The sequence below is a fragment of the Microbacterium meiriae genome (genome assembly GCF_040685015.1).
Lineage (GTDB): Bacteria > Actinomycetota > Actinomycetes > Actinomycetales > Microbacteriaceae > Microbacterium > Microbacterium meiriae.
Window position 1 is genome coordinate 478,791 of record NZ_JBFBHD010000001.1, and the last position, 24,669, is coordinate 503,459.

Annotated in this window: 21 protein-coding genes; 11 read left to right on the forward strand and 10 right to left on the reverse strand. The window is 71.5% G+C overall.

Features of this window, described 5'->3' with window-relative positions:
- Positions 1-65: 65 nt before the first annotated feature.
- From AB0N68_RS02470 to AB0N68_RS02480, 3 genes are read right to left on the reverse strand one after another with little or no spacing between them, the layout of a single operon-like run.
- Positions 66-1,226, reverse strand: coding sequence for an acylneuraminate cytidylyltransferase (locus AB0N68_RS02470; RefSeq protein WP_232089090.1), 1,161 nt, complete (start codon positions 1,224-1,226; stop codon positions 66-68).
- Between the two features lie 11 nt (positions 1,227-1,237).
- Positions 1,238-2,602: a polysialyltransferase family glycosyltransferase gene (locus AB0N68_RS02475; RefSeq protein ID WP_292794671.1), complete on the reverse strand. Its 1,365-nt coding sequence runs from the start codon at positions 2,600-2,602 to the stop codon at positions 1,238-1,240.
- Positions 2,599-3,579, reverse strand: coding sequence for a glycosyltransferase family 2 protein (locus AB0N68_RS02480; protein ID WP_292794673.1), 981 nt, complete (start codon positions 3,577-3,579; stop codon positions 2,599-2,601). The genes AB0N68_RS02475 and AB0N68_RS02480 overlap by 4 nt, the downstream gene beginning before the upstream one ends.
- A gap of 368 nt (positions 3,580-3,947) precedes the next feature.
- Here AB0N68_RS02480 and AB0N68_RS02485 point away from each other — a divergent pair, with 368 nt between their 5' ends.
- The gene (locus AB0N68_RS02485) at positions 3,948-4,874 is read left to right on the forward strand and encodes a hypothetical protein (RefSeq protein WP_259954335.1); all 927 of its coding nucleotides are present in this window, start codon (positions 3,948-3,950) and stop codon (positions 4,872-4,874) included.
- A gap of 9 nt (positions 4,875-4,883) precedes the next feature.
- Entirely contained in the window at positions 4,884-5,174 is a 291-nt protein-coding gene (locus AB0N68_RS02490) for a DUF4229 domain-containing protein (protein ID WP_259954334.1), read from the forward strand.
- A 311-nt stretch (positions 5,175-5,485) separates the two neighbouring features.
- Here the strand turns inward: AB0N68_RS02490 and AB0N68_RS02495 are convergent, their stop codons facing one another.
- The 3 genes from AB0N68_RS02495 to AB0N68_RS02505 form a co-directional block, all read right to left on the reverse strand.
- The gene (locus tag AB0N68_RS02495; protein WP_259954332.1) at positions 5,486-6,454 is read right to left on the reverse strand and encodes a 1,4-dihydroxy-2-naphthoate polyprenyltransferase; all 969 of its coding nucleotides are present in this window, start codon (positions 6,452-6,454) and stop codon (positions 5,486-5,488) included.
- Between the two features lie 36 nt (positions 6,455-6,490).
- The gene (locus AB0N68_RS02500; RefSeq protein WP_292794676.1) at positions 6,491-6,781 is read right to left on the reverse strand and encodes a DUF4287 domain-containing protein; all 291 of its coding nucleotides are present in this window, start codon (positions 6,779-6,781) and stop codon (positions 6,491-6,493) included.
- Positions 6,782-6,842: 61 nt separating this feature from the next.
- Positions 6,843-7,301, reverse strand: coding sequence for an Lrp/AsnC family transcriptional regulator (locus AB0N68_RS02505; protein ID WP_187662305.1), 459 nt, complete (start codon positions 7,299-7,301; stop codon positions 6,843-6,845).
- Between the two features lie 72 nt (positions 7,302-7,373).
- Between AB0N68_RS02505 and AB0N68_RS02510 the strand changes: the two genes are divergently transcribed.
- Together AB0N68_RS02510 and AB0N68_RS02515 are read left to right on the forward strand one after the other, a co-directional pair.
- The gene (locus AB0N68_RS02510; protein WP_187662306.1) at positions 7,374-8,825 is read left to right on the forward strand and encodes a DUF6421 family protein; all 1,452 of its coding nucleotides are present in this window, start codon (positions 7,374-7,376) and stop codon (positions 8,823-8,825) included.
- 102 nt (positions 8,826-8,927) lie between these two features.
- Positions 8,928-9,587: an SDR family NAD(P)-dependent oxidoreductase gene (locus tag AB0N68_RS02515; RefSeq protein WP_187662307.1), complete on the forward strand. Its 660-nt coding sequence runs from the start codon at positions 8,928-8,930 to the stop codon at positions 9,585-9,587.
- Positions 9,588-9,603: 16 nt separating this feature from the next.
- Here the strand turns inward: AB0N68_RS02515 and AB0N68_RS02520 are convergent, their stop codons facing one another.
- Positions 9,604-11,043, reverse strand: a complete 1,440-nt coding sequence (locus AB0N68_RS02520) for an MFS transporter (protein WP_259954328.1) — start codon at positions 11,041-11,043, stop codon at positions 9,604-9,606.
- 60 nt (positions 11,044-11,103) lie between these two features.
- On the opposite strand from AB0N68_RS02520, the gene AB0N68_RS02525 reads away from it, so the two are divergent.
- Complete coding sequence (locus tag AB0N68_RS02525) at positions 11,104-12,171, forward strand: threonine aldolase family protein (protein WP_268776646.1); 1,068 nt, start codon at positions 11,104-11,106, stop codon at positions 12,169-12,171.
- Positions 12,172-12,261: 90 nt separating this feature from the next.
- On the opposite strand, the gene AB0N68_RS02530 is transcribed toward AB0N68_RS02525, so the two are convergent.
- Both AB0N68_RS02530 and AB0N68_RS02535 read right to left on the reverse strand, forming a co-directional pair.
- Positions 12,262-14,040: a sunset domain-containing protein gene (locus tag AB0N68_RS02530; RefSeq protein ID WP_280564926.1), complete on the reverse strand. Its 1,779-nt coding sequence runs from the start codon at positions 14,038-14,040 to the stop codon at positions 12,262-12,264.
- Between the two features lie 222 nt (positions 14,041-14,262).
- Positions 14,263-14,868 carry a DUF4916 domain-containing protein gene (locus AB0N68_RS02535; RefSeq protein WP_259954327.1) on the reverse strand — a complete coding sequence of 202 codons (606 nt, stop codon included), beginning with the start codon at positions 14,866-14,868 and terminating at the stop codon, positions 14,263-14,265.
- Positions 14,869-14,934: 66 nt separating this feature from the next.
- On the opposite strand from AB0N68_RS02535, the gene AB0N68_RS02540 reads away from it, so the two are divergent.
- Entirely contained in the window at positions 14,935-15,615 is a 681-nt protein-coding gene (locus tag AB0N68_RS02540; protein WP_187662312.1) for an alpha/beta hydrolase, read from the forward strand.
- Here the strand turns inward: AB0N68_RS02540 and AB0N68_RS02545 are convergent.
- A complete protein-coding gene (locus tag AB0N68_RS02545) occupies positions 15,588-15,863 on the reverse strand; it encodes a hypothetical protein (protein ID WP_280564930.1) in 276 nt (91 codons plus the stop codon). The genes AB0N68_RS02540 and AB0N68_RS02545 overlap by 28 nt on opposite strands.
- Before the next feature lie 283 nt (positions 15,864-16,146).
- Between AB0N68_RS02545 and AB0N68_RS02550 the strand changes: the two genes are divergently transcribed.
- From AB0N68_RS02550 to AB0N68_RS02570, 5 genes are all read left to right on the forward strand, one after another.
- On the forward strand, positions 16,147-17,829 hold the full coding sequence (locus AB0N68_RS02550; RefSeq protein ID WP_280564932.1) for an ABC-F family ATP-binding cassette domain-containing protein: 1,683 nt from the start codon (positions 16,147-16,149) through the stop codon (positions 17,827-17,829).
- Between the two features lie 150 nt (positions 17,830-17,979).
- Entirely contained in the window at positions 17,980-22,563 is a 4,584-nt protein-coding gene (locus AB0N68_RS02555; protein ID WP_280564934.1) for an ATP-dependent helicase, read from the forward strand.
- Between the two features lie 46 nt (positions 22,564-22,609).
- A complete protein-coding gene (locus AB0N68_RS02560; protein WP_187662316.1) occupies positions 22,610-23,407 on the forward strand; it encodes an EI24 domain-containing protein in 798 nt (265 codons plus the stop codon).
- Entirely contained in the window at positions 23,407-24,180 is a 774-nt protein-coding gene (locus tag AB0N68_RS02565; RefSeq protein ID WP_187662317.1) for a DNA-formamidopyrimidine glycosylase family protein, read from the forward strand. The genes AB0N68_RS02560 and AB0N68_RS02565 overlap by 1 nt, the downstream gene beginning before the upstream one ends.
- Before the next feature lie 81 nt (positions 24,181-24,261).
- Positions 24,262-24,669: a DapH/DapD/GlmU-related protein gene (locus AB0N68_RS02570; protein WP_025102471.1), complete on the forward strand. Its 408-nt coding sequence runs from the start codon at positions 24,262-24,264 to the stop codon at positions 24,667-24,669.

Genomic DNA, 24,669 nt, shown 5'->3' on the forward strand with positions numbered 1-24,669 from the left:
GCCCCGTCCTTCCTGAGTACGGGCCGCGGGTGAACACCGATCGACCGGACGGTTACCGGGGGCGGTCAGCTCGACAACACCCGTTCGACGAGCTCCCGCACGGCCCCGTCGCCGCCTCGCCTCCCCAGCACGACGCGCGCCTCCGCACGGACGAGCGGGTGGGCGTTCGCGACGGCGACCGGCCAGCCCACGATCCGCATGGCGGGAAGGTCGTTGACGTCGTTACCGAGGTAGGCGACGTCGGCGAGCGCCACATCCTGCTCCTGCGCCCACTGCCGCAGCGCGGCCTCCTTGTCGGCGATCCCGTGCAGGACGGGGACGCGGAGCTTGTCGGCTCGGGCTCGCACCACGGGGTTCACCTCGGTAGAAAGGATCAGCATCGGCACCCCCGCCCGCCGCAGGAGCGAGACGCCCATCCCGTCCTCCCGGCTGACCCGCACCCGCTCTCCGCCATCCGCGTCGATGATCGCCGTGTCGTCGGTATGCACCCCGTCGAAGTCGGTGACCACGGCGCGGACGGGGATCCGCACCGGGCTCTCATGCAGAACGGCAAGGGCCCGTGCGGCCTGAAGCTGCGCGGCATCGTCGATCTCGATCGCGGTCTCCTCGGACACGGGGGCGATCCCGATCCGCCCGAAGAAGCGGTGGCGGTGGGCGCGGAATCCGTCGACCCGGAACACGTAGAAGGCTCCGGTCTCCAGATAGTGCGGCTCTCGGTCCTGGCGGCGAGGGCGGTGGCCGGCCTCGTGGTTGATCGCCTCGGCCGTGCCGTCGACCCCCCGGCGCCAGAGGAAACCGTAGGTCTCGACGGCGGAGAAGACGCTGTCGGACTCTCCCTGCTGCACCTCGGCGACGGCATCGGCCAACGCGGCGCTCGGGAGGAAGGGCGAGGTGGCCTGCAGGAACGCGACGACCTCGAACCGCTCACCCTCGCGCTCCAGCTCATCGAGCGCATGGAGGATCGCCGCCTCCGAGGTCGCGGTGTCTCCGGAGAGCTCGACCGGCCGCCGGATCACCCGCGCGCCCGCCTCCTCGGCCGCCACGGCGATCTCGTCGTCGTCGGTCGAGACGATCACGAGGTCGAAGCACGCCGCCGCCCGCGCGGCGTGCACGGCTCTGGCGACGAGGGGGACACCTCCCACACGCTCGAGGTTCTTCCGCGGGATCTGCTTCGATCCGCCCCGCGCGGGGATGATCGCCACCGTCGTCTGCAGGCGCTCGTCCATGTCGTGTCTCCTCATCGTCCGCGGATCTCCCGCCAGGCACGGCCGGCGCGGCGTCGGGCGCCGACAGCGGACAGCCGCCATTCCTCTATCCGTCCCACGCCGCCGCGCGGAGCCAGCAGGCGGTGCACGCCCCGCGGCGCCGACCCCCCGGGGAGGGCGAGCGCGGTCAGCCGCTCCGGTGCGAAGTACCGCCGACGCTCCTCGTGGTCGAAGCCGTCCAGCAGCTCCTCCGCCCTGGCTCGAAGGTGCCCCGCGATCTCCGGCTGCATCGTGTAGCCCACCGCGTCCACGAGGAGCTGCAACCGATCCGGATCGGCGTAGGGGGAGAGCGTCCGTGTGAGCGCATCGACGATCGTCAGGGGGATGCGGTTGCTGTTCTCCACCGGGGTCAGGGTGCGGAGCAGCTCCGTCGCGCCCGCGGCGCCGATCCTCCTCCCGAACAGGGTGCGGACCGTGGGCAGAGCCGTCGAGAAGGTCGCCACGACGGCGCGCGCGTCGAGGCGCTCCGCCAGGAGTTCGGCAGCCAGACGACCGCGGTCCTCCACGAACGCCAGACCGCGACTCTCCGCATGAGCGCGCACGGCGTGGGCGAGCTGCGGCGGTGCTGCGGGATGGGGCTTGAAGACGATCCGCTCCGGGAGCTCTTCCGCCGCCCGGTCGACCAGACGCTGCTGGAGCGCTACCTCCTCCGTCGCGGTCATCAGACCGAGGGCCGCGAGGTACTGTCCCAGCACGAGCACCGTCGCCGGTCCTGCGGCGGTCGACCCTTGCGACGACTCTCCCGTCTCCTGCAGCGCTGCCGCGAAGGACTCCGGAGGCACCGGGACCGCCACCGCGTGCGGACAGGCCACCAACGGACGGACGCCGGGCACCACGTCGGCGTACACGACCCGTTCGATCCGCGCCGTGACCGCGTGCGGCAGCCGTACCCGCATCGGCGCGTAGGTCATGAGGCCGTCGCCGACGATGGTCACCCGCGCCTCGGGGAACACGGAGAGGAGAGTACGGGCCGGTGCGACCTGGGGGCTCTGCACGAACAGCTCGATCTCCCGCGGGTCGAGCCGCCACGCTCGCGCGAGGAGTCGCCCCAGCACGGGGAGGTCGGCGTCCGCGGGTTCCCAGGCGCTCGGATGCAGGGGTCCCAGCACGTCGGCCAACGGCTCGACACGATGGAACCGGCCGCGGAGGGAGTGCAGCGCGGGATCCGTGTCGATGCCGACGACCGTCTCCGGGACCCGCGACGAGGTGAACGGCACGAGCACCCGCTCCGGGGCGCGAGCGCCCGCGCCGGAGCCCGCGTCGAGCAGGCCCGCATCGATCGCGGCGGCCGCGGTCGCGAGTCCGTAAGCGCTGTGCAGGGCGAAGAGGCGGGTCATGTCGCGTGGCCTCCGCCGCGCAGGCTGCGCGCGAGCACCCGACGTCGCGGACCATCGAGCCGGGCGAGCACCGTGGCGACCTCCGCCGCCGGGAGGTCGTGCAGCAGCGCACGGATCCGCCTCCGCATCTCGCGACGCACGGGTGGCGCCATGCGCCGCGAGCGCACCAGGTGATGCGCGCTGAGGGCGAGCGCGGTCCAGACGGCCTTCGGGAGGAAGCGGTCGGCATCGCGGTCTTTCCGGACGAGCTCGATCACCTCCGCCAGCGCGGGGGCGAAGTCGAGCTGGCGGCGGTCGTGCACCTGCGTGAGCGACGTCTCGACGCCTCGGCGGTAGAGCAGCGCCGGGGCGTCCACCACGGCGAACGAGGCCGCTTCCAGATGCAGGCGCCAGATCCACGGGCGGTCCTCGGCCGTGAAGAGGCCGGAGGGGAACGCGGCGAGCCCCCGGTCGAGCAGACGGCGGTGCAGGAGTCCCGCCCAGGCGAAGGGGTAGTCCACCATGCTCGGCTCATCGACCGGAAGGATCGCCTCCCGGGGTGGCACGACCCGCTCCCTCCACGGATACGGAGCACGGACGAGCGCACGCCGCGTCCCGGTGACGGTGACATGATCCGTCCGGAGGAAGTCGCACCGGAGCTCTCGCAGGCGCGCGGCGAGGACCGCGAGGCGCTGCGGCTGCATCCAGTCGTCCCCGTCGACGAAGCAGAACGCCTCGCCCTCGACGTGCGCGAGCCCCTGATTGCGTGCCGACGCCAGCCCGCGCGGCTCGGCGTTCCGCAGCACCTGGGCGTGCGGGAACCGCTCCGCATAGTGCGCCATGAGCGCGCCGGTCTCGTCGCGGGAGCCGTCGTCGATGGCCACGAGCTTCAGAGCGGCGGGATCGTCGAACTGCCGGGTGAGCGTCTCGAGGGTGGTGCCGATGTACGGGCCGGCGTCCTTCGCAGGCAGGATGACGGTGACGAGGGGCGTGCGCACGGAGCTCCCGGAGTGGGCGATGGGCTCGTCATCGTGGCAGGCGACGGTGGCCGGAGAGCGACCGTGCGGTGAACGTCCGGTGACGCGCGAGGTGAACGCTGAGGTGTGGCCCGCACCCGAACGAGCCACACCCCCAGTGCGTTGCACTGCCGGATGCGAACACCCGGTGAACCGTCACCGTGAGGCGACGGCCACCTCGCGGCGGTACTGGCCCCCACCAGCGAACCGCGAGGCGTCGTCGAGAGCGACTCCATGAAGATCAGCACTCAACACGTAACACGATACAACCGTCTGTTCGATCGCGCGAATCGGCCTAGGTCAATCCGTGAAAATTCGCGCCGAGCCTCCGGATCGGCGACGATGGACGGATGCGGTGGCCCTGGAGCACGATATGGCGCCCGATGTGGCGGCGCCAGCGCGTCGGAGGCATCGAGCTGCGCTGGCTCACGGCACGGTCGTGGACCCAGCGCTGGTACCCCCAGGGCATCGACGTCGGCGAGCGCCGCGGACGACGCGCTCTCGCGGTGAGCTGGTTCCGCCAGGACCCGTCGGGGCGCCACCTCGCCTCGCGCGTGACCCTCGTGGATCGCGAACGCACCCGCCGCCTCGACATCGTGCTGGCCGTCGCCGACGACGACGGCGTCCTGCAGCCCGCACCGATCCATGCGGGAGGACTCGCCTGGTTCGGCGACCGCCTGTTCGCGGCCGCCACCGGGCAGGGCATCTGGGAGTTCGACCTCGGTGCGCTCCGGCGGGTGCACGGCACCGATGCCCAGCGGGTGCGCGGCGGTCGACGGCGCCGCGACCGGCGGACGGCCGTGGTCGCGGTCAGGACCCGCCGCCACCCCGTCGCCCTCCGATGCTCCTTCCTCGGTCGGGTGTTCGACGCGGACGGGACCCCGCTCCCCCGCGTGCTCATCGGCGAATACCGCGGCCAGGAGACGGGAGCGGTCGGCGAGTTCACCATTCCCCATGGCCCCCACGAGGGCTTCCTCGAACTCGAGCACTTCACTCCGGGCATCCGGCACATGCAGGGAGCCGTGCGGTGGGGTGACCGCTACCTCGTCTCACAGTCCGATCACCTCCGGCCCGGGGTGCTGTGGTCCGGCCGCCACGATGCACTCACCCGGCACCCGATGGCTCTGCCCGTCGGCTGCGAGGATCTGGCCCTCGACCCCGACGACGAGCTGCTGTGGACGCTGGGTGAGCATCCGTGGCGGCGCGTGGTGCGGGGCATCCCCTTCGTCAGCCTCGGGCTCCGGGTTCCCGGCGGGGCCACGGGACCGCGAACGTAGACTGAGGGGGTGAAGAAGCCCGCCCCCCTCCTCGTCTACACCGTGCTGCGCCTGCTGGCGTTCCTCGTCCCGCTGGCCATCCTGTGGTTCTTCTTCCCGATCTTCCGCGAGTTCTGGTGGCTCGCCGCGATCTTCGCCGCCCTCATCGGCGCGAGCATCTCGATGCTCTTCCTGCGCACCCCGCTCTCGGACGCCTCCGCCCGCTTGCACGAGCGCCGGCAGGGCAAGGTCTCCGGACAGCAGGCCGACGCCGACGCCGAAGACGAGCTCGTCGACCGCTCCCCCGACGAGCGCCCCTGACGCCCTCTTCCGTCGCGCACCCGCGCACAACTTCGGAGATCCGCCGCGGCACGCCGCCCGCGCGGTCATCAACGCGGCGTGTCGTCCACCGTCTCCGAAGTCGTGACCGGCCCTGTCCGCGTCTCCATTGTTGGACTCGGTCTCAAAACTCTCGGCTAAGCCATAGGTTCGACCGACATCTCGGCCCCCTGTGCAGGTCTCACCGCGCACGACTTCGGAGCGACCGCAAAACGCGCCGGGGAGAGGGCCAGGACGACGGCGTGTCGGTCGCGAGCTCCGAAGTTGTGCCCGACGGGAGACGGGGAGCGGAGTCAGCCGGCGAAGGCCCAGAACAGGGCGCCGGCGTAGAGCAGCGAGGTGAGCGACGTCAGCGCGAGGGCGATGACCAGTTCCCGCGGTTGACGGTAGGTCCAGACGATCACGATCGCGGGAAGCCCGGCCAGCAGCGCGAGCAGGGAGATCCAGGCGATCGGGAACAGCAGCGCGAGGAACACGGCGATGCCGAACGGCACGAGCACGAAGAGCGTGAAGAGGACCTGCGTGGCGCGGCGGCCGATGAGGACCGTCAGGGTGCGCTTGCCGACCTCGCGGTCCTGATCGATGTCGCGGAGGTTGTTGGCCAGCAGCACCGCGCAGGCGAACAGGCCGGCGGCGATCGCTCCGAGCCAGGCCTGCTGCGGGAGCATGAAGACCTGCACCCACGTGGTGCCCAGGGTGGCCACGAGCCCGAAGAACACGAAGACGAAGACCTCGCCGAGGCCGTAGTACCCGTAGGGCCTCTTGCCGCCGGTGTAGAACCAGGCCGCGACGATGCAGGCCGCACCGACCGCGAGCATCCACCACTGTCCGGTGCGGACGACGATCGCGATCCCGACCGCTGCGGCGAGCGCGAAGAAGACGAGGCCGATGACGAGCACCGTGCGCGGCTTCACGCGGCCGGAGGCCGTGAGCCGCGCCGGGCCGACCCGATGGGCGTCGGTGCCGCGGATGCCGTCGCTGTAGTCATTGGTGAAGTTCACGCCGATCTGCAGCAGGACCGCCACAGCGAGGCACGCGAGCGCGATCACCCAGTGGAACTCCGGACCCGTGCTGCGTGCGGCTCCCGTACCGATGACGACGGGGGCGATCGCGAGGGGCAGCGTGCGCAGACGCGCCGCACCGATCCAGTCGCCGATCGTCACCGGACCCGCTTCGACGACCGGCCGCTTGGCCGGGTTTCCGCTGGTGCGCGGCGGGGTGCGCCGACCGGACTTCTTCTTGCGCTGGGAGGATGCTGCCACCCACGGAATCCTAGTCGTCGCGGCGAGGCGGCGAGCTCAGCGGTGCGGGTTGCTGTCCTTGCCGTCGAGCCAGAGCTCGTCGGTCTTGTCGGCGTGCGCCCCGGTCGTGCCGACGTGTTTGTCGCTGATCTTCGACCCCTTGAGGATGACGTGGACCATGGCCTGCGCGTGGCCGTGACCGAGGCCGTACTCCTGCTTGAGCCAGTTGAGGACGACCGTGGACTTCGTGCTCTCGTCGAACCCCTGCTCGTGGGCGAGGTCGATGAACTGCCGCGGCGTGAGGCCGGTCTGGGTCTCGACCTTGTCGAGGTATGCCTGGAAGGACATGGTTCTCTCCGCTCTCCGTCCCCGTCGAGGAACGTCTGGATGATGATCCCACGTCGCCGGTCTACTCGGCGGACGCGACCGGGATGATGGGCCGGTGCTCGTAGTAGGTCTGCAGGACCACGGTCGTGCGGGTGCTCACGTTCGCCGCGAGCCGGACATCGCGGACGAGCTGTTCCAGGTCGCGCGGCGTCGGCACGCGGACGAACAGCATGTAGCTCGCGTCCCCGGCGATGGAGTGACACGCCTCGATCGCGTCGAGGTGCTCCAGGAGCTCGGGGGCGTTGTCGGGCTGGGCCGGATCGAGCGGCGTGATCTCGATGAAGGCGGACAGCGGAGTCCCCGCCTGCTCCGGGTCCAGGATCGCCCGGTAGCCGGTGATGACGCCGCGGGTCTCGAGTCGCCGCAACCGGGACTGCACCGCCGACACGGACAGCCCGACGGCCTCGGAGAGCTGGGACAGCGTCGCCCTCCCGTCACGGGAGATGGTCGCCAGGATCGCACGGTCGACAGAATCATCCATAGCTGTAAGATTATCGTCAGGATTCCGTTATCACCGGAATCTTTCCGTTTTTCACTGCGATCGGAGGTTCCGATGTCCCTCGTTTCCGCCAACAGTTCCGCTGTTCAGGCCATCGTCGGCGAACCCGAGGTCGTCGAGGATGCGTCGATCGTCGAGAACTCCGCCGCCTGGGCGCAGCTCAAGCAGGCGGCGATCGCCATCCGCGAGCTGCAGATCAAGGACGGCTCGATCCCTGGCGCTTCGACGAGCTCGGCGACCCTGGACCAGGCGACCGCGCTCGTCGGGGAGATCACCGCCGCGATCCGGGCCCTCGCCCCCGCCTTCCCCCACGACGCGGAGTACCTCTCCGCCTCCATCGCCGACTTCGAGCGCTGGGCGGCCGAGGGCTTCGGCGTGCCGGACTTCCTCGACTCGCTCGTGGCCTTCCAGCCGCAGCAGCATCGCGTCGACGGCATCCGCCACCTCGTGGTCTTCCCGATGTACACCCAGAACGGCTCGAGCGACCGCCTGGTCGAGGCGCTCATCGTCGAGACCATCTGGCCGGAGTTCATCGCCGCGCTCGAGGCCGGCGACTACGGCAACAAGCTCTTCGTCTCGCTTCGGCTCGTGGACTTCACGCCCGGCTACGACACGAACTCCGCCGTGCTCTTCCCGGAGACCGTCGCCATGCGCGAGATCCCGACGTTCACCTGGGGCGCGATCTTCCAGGACCGCGAGGCCGCCCGCTACCGCCGCGTGGTCCGTGCGGCCTCGGAGATCACCAACCTCGACCTCCCCGAGCGCGCGGCGGCGATGCTGGAGGACCAGGAGGTCGCCGAGAAGACCTTCGTGATGTGGGACATCATCCACGACCGCACCCACATGCGCGGAGACCTGCCCTTCGACCCGTTCATGATCAAGCAGCGGATGCCGTTCTTCCTCTACTCGCTGGAAGAGATGCGCTGCGACATGACGGCGTTCCGTGAGTCGGTGAAGATCGAGCGGGCGCTGGATGCCCGGGTCGCCGCGGGCGAAGAGCTCACGGAGACCGAGCGGGAGATGCACGAGTACGCGCACCTCGTGCAGTACGCCGTGATCTTCGACCGCATCTTCCGCTTCGCCATCACCGGCACGCGCGTGCGCAACTACGACGCGGTGGGCGGCCAGCTCCTGTTCGCGTGGCTGCACCAGCGCGGCGTGCTGCACTGGACCGACACGGCGCTCGCCTTCGACTGGGAGAACGTGCCGGACGCCGTCGTGGCGCTCGGTGACGCGATCGACGACCTGTACTGGCACTCGATCGACCGCCCCAAGGTCGCGCACTGGCTCGCCGCCTACGAGCTGGTCCGCAGCACGCTGACGCCGCACCCCGCGTCGCAGTGGGCCCGCGGACTGTCGGACGAGATCCTCGCCGGGGCACCGAAGGGCTACACGGACGCGGTCCTGGACGACGAGTTCCCGCTGTCGATGTTCTTCGAGACGCTCGACAAGAAGATGAAGCCGGTCATCGAGTCGACGGTCGGCATCCGCGGCACGGACGACTGATCCGCACCGCTCCGTTGTGACGCTGGGGCGCACCACCTCTGCGGCCGGAGACCCGGATCCCGGGTCCGGCCGCAGAGGCATCTCCGACCGAGAGGACACCGCATGACGACGCCGACGAGCCGGGAAGCGCAGGGCCGCGTGGTCGTGCTGGCGGGGGCCACGAGCGCAGCGGGACTGGCCGCGACGAGGGCCTTGCGCGATGCCGGCGCCCGGGTGGTCGCCACCGGCCGTACGTCCGAGCGACTACGCGCCCTGGCCGAGGCGGGCGCCGAGACGGCGGTCGCCGACGCGACCTCCCTCGCCGACATGACGGCGCTCGCCGGGCGGCTCGAGACGGTCGATGCGGTCGTGCCCCTCGTGGGCGGCTGGCGAGGTGGAGGCGGACTCGCCGGGCAGACCGACGAGGACTTCGCGGCGCTGCTCCCGGCGCTGGAAGCGGTGCGGGCGACGAGCCGGGCCTTCGACGGCCGTCTCCGCGCCTCGGCCGCCGGACGGTTCGCGATCGTGTCGTCCACCGCCGTCGCACGGCCCCTCGCCGGCGGAGCGAACTACGCAGCGGTCAAGGCGGCGAGCGAAGCCTGGACCCGTGCCGTCGCCCAGGGGTACGCCAAGATCGCCCGCGAAGCCGACGAACCGCTGCGCGCCGCTGCCGTCGTGTTCCGCGCCAAGGCGCTCGATCCCGATGCCCTCGCCGCGCGTCTCGTCGGGCTCTGGGACACCAGCGCCGCCGACCTCAACGACCGCGTGCTCGACCTGGGCTGAGTCCCGGTCCGCGCCGTCACCGGGACTCGGGCGGTATCCCGGGGACGATCGGCGGGGCGTCGCGATGCGTGTCCGGCCTGTCCTTCGCCCCTTCCGCGTCGTCGACGGCGGAATCCTGAGCCTGCGCCTCCTCCGGTGCCGGATCCGGGGCGGTGGCGTACAGCTCGGTGAGGGTGCGGTACGACCGGGTGAAGAAGGCCAGGCTCGCGGCGACCACCATGATCAGCCCCGCGAAGAGGCAGATCAGTGCGATGCCCCGCGCCTCGCCTTCGCCGAGGAGCCACCCCCACTGCCGCTGCCCCTGCGCGCTGTCCATGTACGGGATCACGAGGAACTCGGCGATCGGGGCGATGAGGAAGGCGGTGATCGGAGCCGCCGCCGCTTCCATCGCGGCCGCAGTACCGAACACCCGTCCCTGGCGCGCGAACGGCACGACCTTCTGGATCACGGTCTGCTCCGCGGCCTCGACGGGAGGCACGAGCGCCATGTACACCCACATGCCGAGGACGTACAGCGGCCACCACTCGCGCAGCATGAAGATCGCGCCGAGGAGCCCCATCGCGATCACGACGAGGAGCATCGTGCGGACGGGCTTCCTCCCGAGGCCGAACTTGGCCACCAGTCCCCCGCCGATGAGGAAACCTGTCGAGGCGAAGGCCAGGGCGAACCCCCACATCTGCGCGTCGAACAGCGTGAGTCCGTACGGATCCATGAGCGCCATGTAGACGCCGCCGATGAGGTTGTTGAAGGTCGAGAAGACGATGAGCGCGAACAGTCCGGGCGCCTGGCGAATCGCCTGGACGCTGCCGCGGAAGTCCACGGCGCTCTTCGCCTCCGGATCGACCTCGGGCTCCGCCTCCGGGATCCGGATGAACAGCAGGTGCGCGAAGGTGAGGGCCATCGCCGCGATCGCGATTCCCAGCGTCCACCCCATGCCGAGGAAGCCGATCGACAGGCCGGAGAAGACGCTCGTGACGAGGAACGCGATCCCCTGCACGGTGCCGACGAGACCGTTGGCGTTGGCCCGTTTCTCCTCCGGCACCAGCAGCGTCACCGTCGTGGACAGCGCGATGTTGCGGAGCTGCTCGATCACCCCGCCGAACAGGATGACGCCGGAGAAGAGCCAGAACCACGGTCCGCCGAGGTCGAGCAGGGAGGCCTCGGGCTGCCAGAGGTAGAGCACGCCTGCGACGAGGAATGCCGCCGCGGAGATGACGCTCGACAGCAGCATGACGCGGTGCTTGCGGTGCCGGTCGACGATGGTGCCGAACATCATCGCGAAGAACGCGACGAACAGCATGTACGCACCACCGATGATGCCCGTGGCCAGCACGGACCGGGTCTCGATGTAGACCCAGAACGTGAGGGCGAACCACAGGAAGCTCGTCGTGACGTTGGCGATCAACGTGTTGACGAGGACGTTCGCGAAAGCGGTCTTCGCCGCGCTGCGCTCCATGAGTTCGAGGGTAGAGCGGGCTTCCGACATCCGGTAGGGGAAGGCGATTAGGCTTGTCCGGTGAGCATCCCGCACGACCCCGCCATCCGGGGCTTCGCCAGTGACAACTACTCCGGCATCCACCCCGAGGTCCTGGCGGCCCTCGCGGCCGCGAACGGTGGCCACCAGGTGGCCTACGGCGAGGACGCCTACACCGCCCGCCTACAGGAGGTGTTCCAGGCGCACTTCGGCGACACCGCCGCGGCGTACCCCGTGTTCAACGGCACCGGGGCGAACGTCACCGGCCTGCAGTCGATGCTGCCGCGCTGGGGTGCCGTGATCGCGGCCTCGACCGCCCACATCAACGTCGACGAAGGCGGAGCGCCCGAGAAGATCGGCGGCTTCAAGCTCCTCACAGTCCCCACCGACGACGGCAAGCTCACCCCCGACCTCATCGACCGCGAGGCCTGGGGCTGGGGCGACGAGCACCGCGCGCAGCCGCTGGTGGTCTCGATCACGCAGTCCACCGAGCTCGGCACGCTGTACACGGCGGAGGAGATCCGCACGATCGCCGATCACGTCCACGCGCGCGGCATGAAGCTCCACGTCGACGGCGCGCGCCTGTCGAACGCGGCCGCCGCCCTCGACCTCCCGCTGCGGGCGTTCACGACCGACGTCGGGGTGGACGTGCTGACCTTCGGCGGCACGAAGAACGGCGCGATGCTCGGCGAGGCCATCGTCGTGCTGAACCCGGAGGCCGCCGTCGGCCTCAACTACGCGCGCAAGTTCAACATGCAGCTCTCGTCGAAGATGCGGTTCGTCTCGGCGCAGCTCATCGCCCTGCTCGACGGCGACCTGTGGCTGCGCAACGCCCGGCACGCCAACGCCATGGCGGCCCGGCTCCGCGGGCGGATCGAGGACGGTCTCGCCGACGGGTCGATCGTCGGAGTGGAGTTCACGCAGCCGACGCAGGCGAACGGCGTGTTCGCGACTCTGCCGGAGGGCGTCGCCGATCAGCTCCGCGACGTGTTCCGCTTCTACGACTGGGACGCGGCGCGCCGCGAGGTGCGCTGGATGTGCGGCTTCGACACCGAGGAGTCCGACGTGGACGCCTTCGTCGACGCCCTCGCCCGCCTCACGCGCCCCTGACACCCCGGGTTCGCGTCGAGACCCCGGGGCGCTCGCACGTCTACGCCGGGGTGTGGGCGCGAAACCGGGGTCTCGGCGGGAGAAGGTCGCCTAGCGCTTCGACTTGCGGTAGCCGGCCTTGACGGCGGCGCTCTCCGTGGAGAAGCACGCCTCCGGCTTCGTCTTCGCGTAGTACGCCCCGCTCCGCACGTGATAGATCATCGACTGCGCGTTGCCCTTGATGGGAGCCCACGCGGGGCAGTTCCAGGTCGAGATCGGCGTGGTGCGCCCCGGATAGACGACGGCGGCCGTACGAGCCGATGTGCGCGCGGCGGAGATGTAGCCGCTCTTCGTGCCGGTGACCCGGACCGTGATCCTCGCCTTCACCATCGCCGGGGTGACGACGAGCGTCGAGCCGGTCGCACGGGAGATCGCCCGCCCGTTCATGTACCACTGGTAGCTCAGCCGGGTGCCGCTCGTCCAGGTGTACGGGACGGCCGTGAGGCGGGAGCCCACGATCGCGGATCCGGTGATCCGAGGCGTCGGTGCGGACAGGATCCCCTTCACCGCGGCCGTCGGCTTCGAGCGCCGCGATGCGGCGGCGTACCCGGCTTTGGTCCCGGAGACGACGACGGTCACCGTCTTCACGGCCGCCGACGACGCAAGCGTGAACGAGGCCGCGGTGGCTCGTGCGACAGCGGCACCGTTGATGTACCACTGATACGTCAGCCGTGTTCCCGCCGTCCAGGTTCCGGTCCTGACCTTGAGGGTCTGCCCGACGGTCGGAGTTCCGGTGATCGACGGTGTCGGGGCGACGAGCGGGCGGAGCACCGCGGCCGTCGCAACCGAGCCGACCGTCGCCGACGCGAAGGCGGCCTTCTTCCCGGTCACCTGAACGGTGATGCGCGTCCCCGCGTGCGCCGTCGTCAGCGTGAGGGAGGAGGCCGTCGCCTTGGCGATCGCCTTTCCGTTCGCGTACCACTGGTAGCTGAGCACGGCACCCGCGGTCCAGGCTCCGGGGAGCGCTCGAAGGGTCTGTCCGACGACGGGCGTACCGCTGATCGTGGGCACCGAGGGCTCCATGCGGTGCAGCGCCTCGAGAGCGGCATCGATCCCCGGCCGCGCCTCCCCTGCAGCCAGCACGAGCGGCCGCGCCTTCTCGAATCGAGGTGCGTCCTGCCACCACTCCGAGACCGCGCCCGCGACCGACGATACGAAGGCGACGCGATACTCGCCCGCCGGCAGCCCTCCGACGGCGAACGTACCGGCGTCCGTCACGACGTTGGCGGCGGCGACCGCGGCTCCGGCGCCGGCCACCGGGTAGACGGCGACGATGACCCGCTGCCCGGTGATGTCCACGCCGGTCGGCGCGGTGACGCGCCCGGAGACGAGGGCGGAGCGCTCGAGCACCACGTCGCGCACGAACCCGTCGGGCCCCACAGACACGACCTCGCCGACCTGCGGGCCCCCCTGATCGAAGACGGCGCGTCCCTCCGACACCACACCGAGGACGACGTCGCCCTGCGGGACGCGCAGGGAGTACGACCCGTCTGTCACGCCGACGGCCGCGAGCGGGGAACCGGCATCCGCCCCGGGTGCATAGGCCGCGACGAAGGTCCGTCCCGCGCTCAGATCGGTGCCGTCAGGGAACGTGACCTGTCCGGAGACGACGGCGGTGCCGTCCGGATCCGTCTCACCGGGAGCGGCGGCGATCCCCGCGGCCGATTCCACTGCCGTGGGAAGCGCTTCGGCGACCCCGGGGAAGGCCGGGTCGGGCGCAACCGCCGCGCCGGCGGGGGCCGCGACGAAGACGAGCCCGGAGGCGAGGAGCGCGGCGGCGACCGTGACGGCCAGCGCGCGGAGGGTGCGGAGAGGAGCGGCGAACGCCATGAGCATCCTTCGGGACGGACGCGGTCGACGACCGCGCGGATCAGGGCGTTCTGAACAGATCACCTTCGTCATGAATACCGCTCCCGCGCTCCGAGGACAAGCTCGGATTCCTGCCCCTTTCGCCGAGACCCCGCGCCGCCGTCGAAACCCCGCGTTCCGCACGGGTCAAGCCCGGGGTCTCGACGCGAAGCCGGGGTCTCGGCGGGGAGGGCGCGAAGAGGGTCAGCGGAGGAGGCCGAGGCTGGCGAGCGCGTGCCGGATGAGGGTGCCGCGGCCGCCCTCCATCTCGGCGGCGACGGCATCGGAGGCGGCGGCCTCCGGGGAGAACCACGTCACCTCCAGCGCGTCCTGACGCGGCTCGCACGTGCCGGTCACAGGCACCACGAAGGCGAGGGAGACGGCGTGCTGACGGTCGTCGTGGTACGCGCTCACCCCCGGGATCGGGAAGTACTCGGCCACCGTGAACGGCAGCGGCTGCGGCGGCAGCAGCGGGAAGGCCATGGGACCCAGGTCGTTCTCGACATGACGGAACAGCGCGTCGCGGATCGTCTCGCCGAAGCGCACGCGGCCCGACACGATCGTGCGCGTGATCTCGCCGAGCGGGGTGGAACGCAGCAGCACACCGATCTCGGTGACCTGGCCGGAGCCGTCCGTGCGCACGGGGATCGCCTCGACGTAGAGCATCGGAAGGTGGCGCCGCGCCTCCTCCAGCTCGACGTCGCTCAGCCAGCCGGGGTTCGCGTCCGGGCTCGGCGGGTTCGCGTCGCGGAACGAACCGAGGCCCTCGTCTTCGGGCTCCGGCTCCGGATCGGGTGTGCGCACCGCCATGCCTCCTTTCTACCAGCCGTCCTCGTCGATGGGGAGCACCGGCGCGAGCCCTGGCAGGATGACGGTGTGACCGAGAACCTGACGATCGACGCTGCCGCGACGCGCTGGTCGCCCCCTGACCCCGCCGGGCTCCCGCTGCTCGTCCTGCTGCACGGGTACGGCGCCGACGAGCACGACCTCTTCGGCCTCGTCCCGTATCTGCCCTCCGGCATCGCCGTGGCCTCAGTCGCTGCTCCGCTCGCCCCGCCGTGGCCGACCCCCGGTCGCTCCTGGTACCCGATCGAGGGGCTCGACGGACGCAGCTCCGCCGCCGTCACCCTCGCGGCCGAGGCGTTCCTGCGCTGGCTCGACGAGGCCGCGGCGGACGCGCCGTCGGTGGCGCTGCTCGGGTTCTCCCAGGGTGCCGCGGTATCCCTCCAAGCCCTGCGGCTCGCGCCCGAGCGGTTCGGTGCGGTCGTCGCACTGAGCGGGTACGCCGCCCCGGACGCCCTTCCCCAGGACGAGCATCTGGCGGAGGTCAGCCCTCCGGTGTTCTGGGGCCGCGGCACGCACGACGACGTCATCCCCGCACCGCTGATCGCCCACACGGCGCAATGGCTCCCCGCGCACACGACCCTCTCCGGTCGCGTCTACAGCGGTCTCACCCACAGCATCTCCGAGGAGGAGCTCGGCGACGTGCACCGCTTCCTCACGACCTGGGTCGCGGGGATCGACGCGGATCAGGCGGAGGGGCCTCGGCCGTCCTGAGTGTCGTCGCCGGAGTCCGGGTCGTCGACGGCGTCGGCGCCGTCCGACCCTTTCTCAGTGCTGCCTCCCGATCCGCGGAAGGCCACGGACAGCGCGATGCCGATGGCGACGCCGAAGACGAGGCCGAGGGCCCAGTTCTGCAACGCGACGCCCATGGAGACACCGATGGCCGTGCCGACCGCGAGACCGATGCCGAGGCCGGTCCTGGCGCGCATCTCCTCCGGGCTGGGGTTCCGATCGTCTGCCATGCCTCCACGGTAGAAGCCCGCGAGCGCCCCCGCATCCCCCGCGCGACGGACCCGCGACACGCCCGGGAGTTGCACGACGCGACACGCCCGGGTATCGTCGTGGCGTCCTGTCCGCCGTGTCTGGAAGTCCTTTGATCTGAATCGTCGCCTCCGCGCCCCTCTTCTCGCGCGCTGACCCGACGATCGCCGACTCCCCGGCAGACGCCCTCCTCCGCTTCCGTGACTCCACGGCCCGGCAGGGGCTCGGTGTCAGTGCACCCTCGCACTCGACAGGAGACACCCCATGTCACACCCCTCTTCCTCGCACGCCTCGGTCGTCCTCGACCGGCTCTCCTTCACCTGGCCGGACGGCACGGTCGCGCTCGACGGCGTCTCCGGAGCCTTCGGTGCCGGGCGCACGGGCCTCGTCGGCCGCAACGGCGCCGGCAAGTCCACCCTGCTCCGACTGATCGCCGGGGAACTCGACCCCACTTCCGGATCCCTCAACACCTCGGGCGAGGTCGCCTTCCTCCCCCAGCAGCTCACGCTCGACGTGGACCGCCGGGTGTCCGACCTCCTCGGAGTGACGGCGGCCCTCGACGCCGTGCGCGCCATCACGGCGGGCGACGTCGACCCGGCGCACTTCGACGCGGTCGGCGACGACTGGGACATCGAGGCACGGGCGGAGGCCTCCCTCGCGGAGGCCGGGCTCGTCCCCGCGTTCCTCGACCGCACGGTCGGCGAGTTGTCCGGCGGGGAGGCCGTGCTCGTCGCGATCGCCGGGATCCGGCTGCGGCGGGCACCCATCACGCTCCTCGACGAACCGACGAACAACCTCGATCGCGACGCCAGGGCCACCCTCGCCGCGATGGTGCAGTCGTGGAAGGGCACGCTCATCGTCGTGAGCCACGACCTCGCACTGCTCGAGCTCATGGACGACACCGCCGAGCTCTACGGACGGAACCTCTCAGTGTTCGGCGGGCCGTACTCCGAATGGCGCGCGTGGCTGGATGCGGAACAGGACGCGGCGAAGCAGGCCGAGGTCGCCGCCGCCCAGGTGCTCCGCAAGGAGAAGCGGCAGCGGATCGAGGCCGAGGTCAAGCTCGCTCACCGGGCCCGCACCGCCAAGAAAGCCGAGGTCGAGAAGCGCGTTCCGAAGATCATCGCGCACGGTCGGAAGATGGCCGCCGAGGTGTCCGCAGGGAAGCTGCGCACCGAGGTCGGCGCGAAGGAGGACGCGGCACGTGCGGCACACGATGCGGCGGGACGGCGGGTGCGGTCCGACGCATCGATGAAGATCGAGCTTCCGGATCCCGACGTGTCGCGGAGCCGGCGGATCGCCGAGCTGAGCGGGCCCGAGCGGTCGTGGGTGATCCAGGGGCCGGAGCGCGTGGCCCTCGTCGGACGCAACGGCGCCGGCAAGACGACCCTGCTGGAGCGGCTGGTCGACGGGGCCGTGCACAACTCAGGAGAAGAGGCGCCGGAACGTCCGAATCCGACGCCGGAGGCGGAGATCGGGCGCGATCTCCTGAGTTGTGAACGGCCGGAGCTCCGGGCGGAGGCGCTCACTGACCGGATCGGCTACCTCCCGCAGCGCGTCGACGGTCTCGACGAGAGCCTCTCCGTCTTCGCGAACGTCGCCGCCGCGGCACCGCAGGTCCCGGAGAAGGAGCTCCGCAACCGGCTCGCGCGGTTCCTCATCCGGGGCGGGACGGCCGACCGCCCGGTGTCCGCGCTGTCCGGCGGGGAGAGGTTCCGGGTCGCTCTGGCCAGGCTGCTCCTCACGGATCCGGCTCCGCACCTCGTCGTCCTCGACGAGCCGACGAACAACCTCGACCTCGACACCGTCGACCAGCTCGTCGAGGCGCTGCGGGCCTACCGCGGCGCGGTGCTCGTGGTGAGTCACGACGACGCCTTCCTCGCCCGACTCGACCTCGACCTCACGCTCGAGATCGACGCGGACGGCGTGCTGCAGGAGGTCGTGTGACCTCGTCACCCGTTCCGTCTGCACGACCCTTGACCGCCCGCACGACCGGAACCACGGTTCGGTCGTGCGGGCGGGACCGGGTCGTGCGGGCGGGAGAGCCGGGTGTCAAGGTCCGAGCCGGATGTCTGTGGGGTCGGGAATGATGGAGGCATGAGCGACGTGCTCGACCGCTTCACCCCGGCCACACAGGACTGGTTCCGGGGTGCCTTCACCGCACCCACACCGGCCCAGGCGGGCGCGTGGGAGGCGGTCTCCGCCGGCAAGCATGCCCTCGTCGTGGCGCCGACAGGATCCGGCAAGACGCTGTCGGCGTTCCTCTGGGCCATCGACAGCGTGTTCCGCGAGCGCGCCGACGCGCCGGAGGAGCCGAAGAAGGACGGGTCCCGGACGCGGATCCTCTACATCTCCCCGCTCAAGGCCCTCGGCGTGGACGTGGAGCGCAACCTGCGTTCGCCGCTCATCGGCATCGGGCAGTCCGCCCGGCGGCTCGGCCTCACCGCCCCCGGCATCACGGTGGGCGTCCGCTCGGGCGACACGACATCGAGCGATCGGCGCAAGCTCGTGTCCGATCCGCCCGACATCCTCATCACCACGCCCGAGTCGCTGTACCTGATGCTCACGAGCAGGGCGGGCGAGACGCTGCGCGACGTGCACACCGTCATCATCGACGAGGTGCACGCCGTCGCCGCCACCAAGCGCGGCGCGCACCTCGCGGTGAGCCTGGAGCGCCTCGACGCCCTCCGTCGCTCCCACGGCGCGGAGACCGCAGCGCAGCGGATCGGCCTGTCCGCCACCGTGCGCCCCATCGACGAGGTGGCGCGCTTCCTCGGCGGCGGGGATCCGGTCGAGATCGTCGCCCCGCCGGCCTCGAAGACCTTCGAACTCGGCGTCGTCGTGCCGATGGACGACATGACCAACCCGCCGCCGCCCCCCGGGACCCCGCCGGAGGCGCCGGGCATCGACGCGGGGTACACCGAGGTCACCGGGTCGGTGTGGCCGCACGTCGAGGAGGCGATCGTCGACCGCATCCTCCAGAACAACTCGACCATCGTCTTCGCGAACTCCCGCCGCCTCGCCGAACGGCTGACCGGACGGTTGAACGAGATCTACGCGGAACGGATCGGCGTCGCGCTTCCGGAGCCGACCGTGCCCGCCGCGATGATGGCGCAGGCCGGGTCCACCGCGGGCGCCGATCCCGTGCTCGCCAAGGCCCACCACGGCTCGGTGTCGAAAGAGCAGCGTGCGCAGGTCGAGGAGGAGCTGAAGTCGGGCGTGCTCCGGTGCGTCGTCGCCACGAGCAGCCTGGAGCTCGGCATCGACATGGGCGCCGTCGACCTCGTGATCCAGGTGGAGGCGCCGCCGTCCGCGGCCTCCGGACTCCAGCGCGTGGGTCGCGCCGGGCATCAGGTCGGCGAGATCAGCCGCGCGGCCCTGTTCCCCAAGCACCGCGGCGACGTGCTGCACACCGCGATCGTGACGGAGCGGATGCTGGCGGGGAAGATCGAGGCGATCCAGGTGCCGCGGAATCCGCTCGACATCCTCGCCCAGCAGACCGTCGCGGCCAGCGCCCTCGGCGCCATCAGCGTCGAGGAGTGGTTCGAGACCGTCCGCCGGTCCGCCCCGTTCCAGTCGCTCCCCCGCTCCGCGTACGAGGCCACCCTCGACCTGCTGGCCGGCCGTTTCCCCTCCGACGAGTTCGCCGAGCTGCGGCCGCGACTCGTCTGGGATCGCGATGCCGGCACGCTCACCGGCCGCCCGGGCGCACAGCGGATCGCGGTCACCAGCGGCGGCACCATCCCCGACCGCGGCCTGTTCGGCGTCTTCGTGGCCGGCGAGTCCACGGGCGCCCGAGTGGGCGAGCTCGACGAGGAGATGGTCTACGAGTCCCGCGTCGGCGACGTGTTCACCCTGGGGACCACGAGCTGGCGCATCGCCGAGATCACCCACGACCGGGTCAACGTCATCCCCGCCTACGGCCAGCCGGGAAAGGTCCCGTTCTGGCACGGCGACGGCATCGGGCGTCCGTTCGAGCTGGGCGAGGCACTGGGTGCGTTCTCCCGCGAGGTGTCCGCGGCGAAGCCGGAGAAGGCGGAGCAGCGCCTCATCGCCGCCGGACTCGATGAGCAGGCGCGCGCGAACCTCCTCGCCCACCTCTCCGAGCAGCGGGAGGCCACGGGCACCCTGCCGACAGACCGCACGCTGACCGTCGAGCGCGGACACGACGAGGTCGGCGACTGGCGCGTCATCCTCCATTCCCCGTACGGCATGAAGGTGCATGCGCCGTGGGCGCTGGCGATCAACGCACGGGTGCGAGAGCGCCTCGGCGTCGAGGGCTCCGCGGTGGCGAGCGACGACGGCATCATCGTCCGCATCCCCGACGCCGAGTCGGAACCGCCCGGCGCGGAGCTGTTCGTCTTCGATCCGGATGAGCTCGAACAGCTCGTCACGCAGGAGGTCGGCGGCTCGGCGCTCTTCGCCTCCCGGTTCCGCGAGTGCGCCGCGCGGGCCCTGCTCATGCCGCGCACGAACCCCAACCGCCGGACGCCGCTGTGGCAGCAGCGCCAGCGCTCGGCGCAACTCCTGGAGGTCGCACGCCGGCATCCCACCTTCCCCGTCATCCTGGAGACCCTGCGCGAGGTGCTGCAGGACGTCTACGATCTGCCGTCGCTGCGCAAGCTCGCGACGAGCATCGCCGACCGCCGCATCCGCCTCGTCGAGACGCAGCCGGGGCAGCCGTCGCCCTTCGCGCGCGACCTCCTCTTCGGCTACGTCGGGGCGTTCATGTACGAGGGCGACTCACCGCTCGCGGAACGCCGCGCCGCCGCTCTCTCCGTCGACCCGGCGCTGCTGGGCGAGCTGCTGGGCACGGTCGAGCTGCGCGAGCTCCTCGACCCCGACGTCATCGCCCAGTTCGAGCGCGAGGCCCAGCGGCTCGATCCGGAACGCCGGGCGCGCGGCCTGGAGGGCGTCGCCGACCTGCTCCGGCTGCTCGGCCCGCTCGATGCCGACGAGGTCGCCGCGCGCCTCGATCCCGACTCCACCGCCGGGGCGACCGCGGCGGCACTGCTCGACGACCTCGTGACCGCGCGGCGGGCCATCCCGGTCACGATCGCCGGGGTGTCCAGGGTCGCCGCGATCGAAGACGCAGGGCGCCTGCGAGATGCGCTCGGGGCCGCCCTGCCGACCGGCATCCCCGTCGCGTTCCTCGAGCCCCTGGCGGATCCCCTCGGCGACCTCGTGGCCCGTCATGCCCGCACCCACGGCCCCTTCACGACCACGGCCGTCGCCGAGCGGTTCGGCCTCGGCGCCGCCGTCGCCCGGCACACCCTGCAGCGCCTGGAGACGAACGGCCGCCTCACGAGCGGGTACTTCCTCCCCACCGCGGCCGGCAGCGGCGACGACCTCGAGTGGTGCGACACCGAGGTCCTGCGGCGGCTGCGGATGCGGTCGCTCGCGGCGATCCGCGGATCCGTCGAACCCGTCTCGCCCGAGGCGTACGCGCGATTCCTTCCGGACTGGCAGCATCTCGGTCGCCCCCTGGAGGGCATCGACGGCGTGCTCACGGTGATCGAGCAGTTCGCCGGCGTCCCGATCCCGGCCAGCGCCTGGGAGTCGCTCGTCCTGCCATCGCGGGTGCGCGACTACTCCCCGGCGATGCTCGACGAGCTCACGGCCGCGGGCGAGGTGATCTGGTCCGGACACGGCACGCTTCCCGGGCGTGACGGGTGGGTCTCGCTGCACCCCGCCGATCTCGCCCCGTTCACGCTGCCCGATCCGGACGCGGAGATCGCCGCGGAGTCGCTCGAAGCGCGCCTCCTCGCGGCCCTCGCGGCGGGCGGCGCCTACTTCGCGGCGCAGCTCAAGGAGATGACCGGCGCCGAGAACGAGCAGTCCGTGCTGGAGGCGCTGTGGTCTCTGACCTGGTCGGGGCATGTGACGAACGACACGTTCGCGCCGATCCGCTCGCTGCTGACCGGCGGCTCCCAGGCCCATAAGGTCAAGCGCCGTGCTCCGCGTGCGCGCACCTATCGCGGCATGTCCCTCACGCGCACGGCTCCTCGACCGACCTCGATCGGCGGACGCTGGTCGTTGCTCCCCGAGGTCGAGACCGACCCGGCGCGCCGCGCGACCGTCACCGCCGGCCTGCTCCTCGACCGGTATGGCGTCGTCACCCGCGGGGCCGTGCAGTCGGAGGGCGTGCCAGGCGGGTTCGCGCAGGCATACCGTGTGCTGGCCGGGTTCGAGGAGGCGGGGCACTGCCGCCGCGGCTACGTGATCGAGAAGCTCGGCGCCGCACAGTTCGCGGCATCGGCCACGGTCGACCGTCTGCGGACCTACGCCGGTCTCGCCGATCCGCCGCCGCGGAAGGCCGTCACCCTGGCGGCCACCGACCCCGCGAACCCCTACGGCGCGGCGCTCGGGTGGCCGAAGCTCGAGGGCGTCTCGCATCGCCCGGGGCGCAAGGCCGGCGGGCTCGTGGTGCTCGTCGACGGCGCGCTCGTTCTGTCGCTCGAGCGCGGCGGACGGACCGTGCTGTGCTTCACGGACGACGAGGAGGTGCTGCAGGCCGCCGCCGCCGACCTCGCGACGACAGCCAGGGACCGCCGCCTCGACACCCTGACCGTCGAGAAGGTGAACGGCGAGGGGGTGTACGGCACGATCCTCGGGCGGGCTCTGCAGGAGGCGGGCTTCGTGCAGACACCGCGCGGCTTCACCCTCCGCAAGGCCGTCTGACCCGGCCTGACCACGACCACCATCGACCCACCCCTACCCTGGAGCCATGATCCGAGAGTTCGCCGCCGGCGTCCGCACCCTGTTCCGCGGGTTCGGCGTGTGGCGCACCCGTCCGGGGCTGATGGCGCTCGGGCTCGTCCCCGCGATCATCGCGCTCGTCCTCCTCGCCGCCGTCCTCGTGCCGCTGATCCTGTCGATGCCCTCGCTGGCAGCCTGGCTCACCCCGTTCGCCGACGGCTGGGTGGAGCCGTGGCGCGGCGTCCTGCGGACCGCGGTCGGCCTCGTCGTGGTCGCCGCCGCACTCGCTCTGGCCAGCTCCGTGTTCAGCGCTCTCACCCTCACGATCGGCGACCCGTTCTACCAGCGCATCTGGCACGCCGTCGAGAAGGACCTCGGCGACCCGCCTCCTGCGGATGGCGGCAGCTTCTGGACGACCGTCGGCGAGGGCCTCCGGCTCGTCGTGCTCGGCATCCTGATCGCGCTCCTCGTGCTCCTCATCGGTCTGGTGCCCGGCGTCGGCGGTGTCCTCGGAGCGGTCTCCGGTGTCGTCCTCACGGGCCGCCTGCTGGCGCGGGAGCTGACCGGTCGCGCCTTCGACGCCCGTGACCTCAGCCCCGCCGCCCGGGCCGCGCTGTTCTCCGGCAGTCGCGCCCGCGTGCTGGGCTTCGGCGTCGCGACCCAGCTGTGCTTCCTGATCCCCGGGGGTGCCGTCGCCGTGATGCCGGCCGCGGTCGCGGGGAGCACGATGCTGGCGCGAGACATGCAGGCCCGCACCCCACTCGCCGCCGTCCAGCCGACGGCGAGTGCGGCCGTGCCGCACGACCGCACACCCGGGATCGCCTGATGCCCGAGGGCGATACCGTCTTCCGCACCGCACGCCGCCTGGACGAGGCCCTCGCCGGCGGGCAGGTCACGCGCTTCGACCTCCGCGTTCCGCGCTTCGCGACCCTCGATCTGACCGGCCAGCGGGTGCAGGGCGCCGTCCCCCGCGGGAAGCACCTGCTGCTGCGGATCGGCGAGAGCACGCTCCATTCGCATCTGCGCATGGACGGTGCGTGGTTCGTGTACCGGCCCGGTGAGAAGTGGCGGCATCCCGCGTTCAAGGTGCGGGCGATCGTCGGCACGGCCGAACGCGAGGCCGTGGGCGTGGACATCGCCGAAGTCGAGGTCGTCCCCACCCGCGACGAGGACGACCTCGTCGGCTACCTCGGCCCCGACCCGCTCGCGGCCGACTGGGACCCGATCGAGGCCGCACGGCGGCTCGGCACCGACACCCGGGCCATCCACGTCGCCCTGCTCGATCAGCGCAACGTCGCGGGGTTCGGCAACGAGTACGCGGCAGAACTCCTGTTCCTCCGGGGAATCCTGCCGACCACGCCGACTCCCGAGGTCGACGTGGCCGCCCTCCTCGACCTGGGCGTGCGGACCATCCGCGCGAACCGCGACCGCCGCAACCGCACCTTCACCGGCATCGACCGCCCGGGACAGTCCACGTGGGTCTACGGACGCGCCGGACGCCCCTGCCGACGCTGCGGAACGCTCATCCGTCGCGGGGAGCTGGGGGCGGATCCGACCCGTGAGCGGATCACGTTCTGGTGCCCTCGGTGCCAGCGCTGAGCGGTATCCATCCGCGGGAATGAATCTCCCCCTCTCGTGGTTGTTGATATATCCGGAGAACTCCGGAGCACGGGAGGAATCGTGGGCAAGAACTACGTCGACATCGAGAACGACCACGGAGCGACGCTGCGGTACCGCAAGCACGCCAACGGTCGCGGTCTCGTCGCGCATGGCGCCAAGGTGCATCCGAAGGCGCACATCGAGGCGGGGGCCTACATCGAACCGGGAGCACGCGTCGGAGCGGGGGCCATCGTCGCCCGCGGTGCGTGGGTGGACGAGGACGCCGTGATCGGCGAGGGCGCGTACATCGACGCCCACGCGCACGTCGGCCAGGGCGCGGCGGTCGGCGACCACGCGCACGTCGGGGTCCGCACCGACATCGGGGCCGGGGCCCGCATCGTGCGGGGCGCCCGCATCGGCGACGACGAAACGGTCGCGGCGGGGCTCACCGTCGCCACCGATCAGAAGGGTCTCTGGCTGGCGGCCTGA

Excerpts from the sequence above, each read along its gene's own strand:
- AB0N68_RS02510 (WP_187662306.1), top strand. The coding sequence starts at position 7,374 with ATGTCCCTCGTTTCCGCCAACAGTTCCGCTGTTCAGGCCATCGTCGGC.
- AB0N68_RS02560 (WP_187662316.1), top strand. The coding sequence starts at position 22,610 with ATGATCCGAGAGTTCGCCGCCGGCGTCCGCACCCTGTTCCGCGGGTTC.
- AB0N68_RS02520 (WP_259954328.1), bottom strand. The coding sequence starts at position 11,043 with ATGGAGCGCAGCGCGGCGAAGACCGCTTTCGCGAACGTCCTCGTCAAC.
- AB0N68_RS02545 (WP_280564930.1), bottom strand. The coding sequence starts at position 15,863 with ATGGCAGACGATCGGAACCCCAGCCCGGAGGAGATGCGCGCCAGGACC.
- AB0N68_RS02550 (WP_280564932.1), top strand. The coding sequence starts at position 16,147 with ATGTCACACCCCTCTTCCTCGCACGCCTCGGTCGTCCTCGACCGGCTC.
- AB0N68_RS02555 (WP_280564934.1), top strand. The coding sequence starts at position 17,980 with ATGAGCGACGTGCTCGACCGCTTCACCCCGGCCACACAGGACTGGTTC.
- AB0N68_RS02530 (WP_280564926.1), bottom strand. The coding sequence starts at position 14,040 with ATGGCGTTCGCCGCTCCTCTCCGCACCCTCCGCGCGCTGGCCGTCACG.
- AB0N68_RS02505 (WP_187662305.1), bottom strand. The coding sequence starts at position 7,301 with ATGGATGATTCTGTCGACCGTGCGATCCTGGCGACCATCTCCCGTGAC.
- AB0N68_RS02485 (WP_259954335.1), top strand. The coding sequence starts at position 3,948 with ATGCGGTGGCCCTGGAGCACGATATGGCGCCCGATGTGGCGGCGCCAG.
- AB0N68_RS02535 (WP_259954327.1), bottom strand. The coding sequence starts at position 14,868 with ATGGCGGTGCGCACACCCGATCCGGAGCCGGAGCCCGAAGACGAGGGC.
- AB0N68_RS02500 (WP_292794676.1), bottom strand. The coding sequence starts at position 6,781 with ATGTCCTTCCAGGCATACCTCGACAAGGTCGAGACCCAGACCGGCCTC.
- AB0N68_RS02470 (WP_232089090.1), bottom strand. The coding sequence starts at position 1,226 with ATGGACGAGCGCCTGCAGACGACGGTGGCGATCATCCCCGCGCGGGGC.
- AB0N68_RS02565 (WP_187662317.1), top strand. The coding sequence starts at position 23,407 with ATGCCCGAGGGCGATACCGTCTTCCGCACCGCACGCCGCCTGGACGAG.
- AB0N68_RS02515 (WP_187662307.1), top strand. The coding sequence starts at position 8,928 with ATGACGACGCCGACGAGCCGGGAAGCGCAGGGCCGCGTGGTCGTGCTG.
- AB0N68_RS02475 (WP_292794671.1), bottom strand. The coding sequence starts at position 2,602 with ATGACCCGCCTCTTCGCCCTGCACAGCGCTTACGGACTCGCGACCGCG.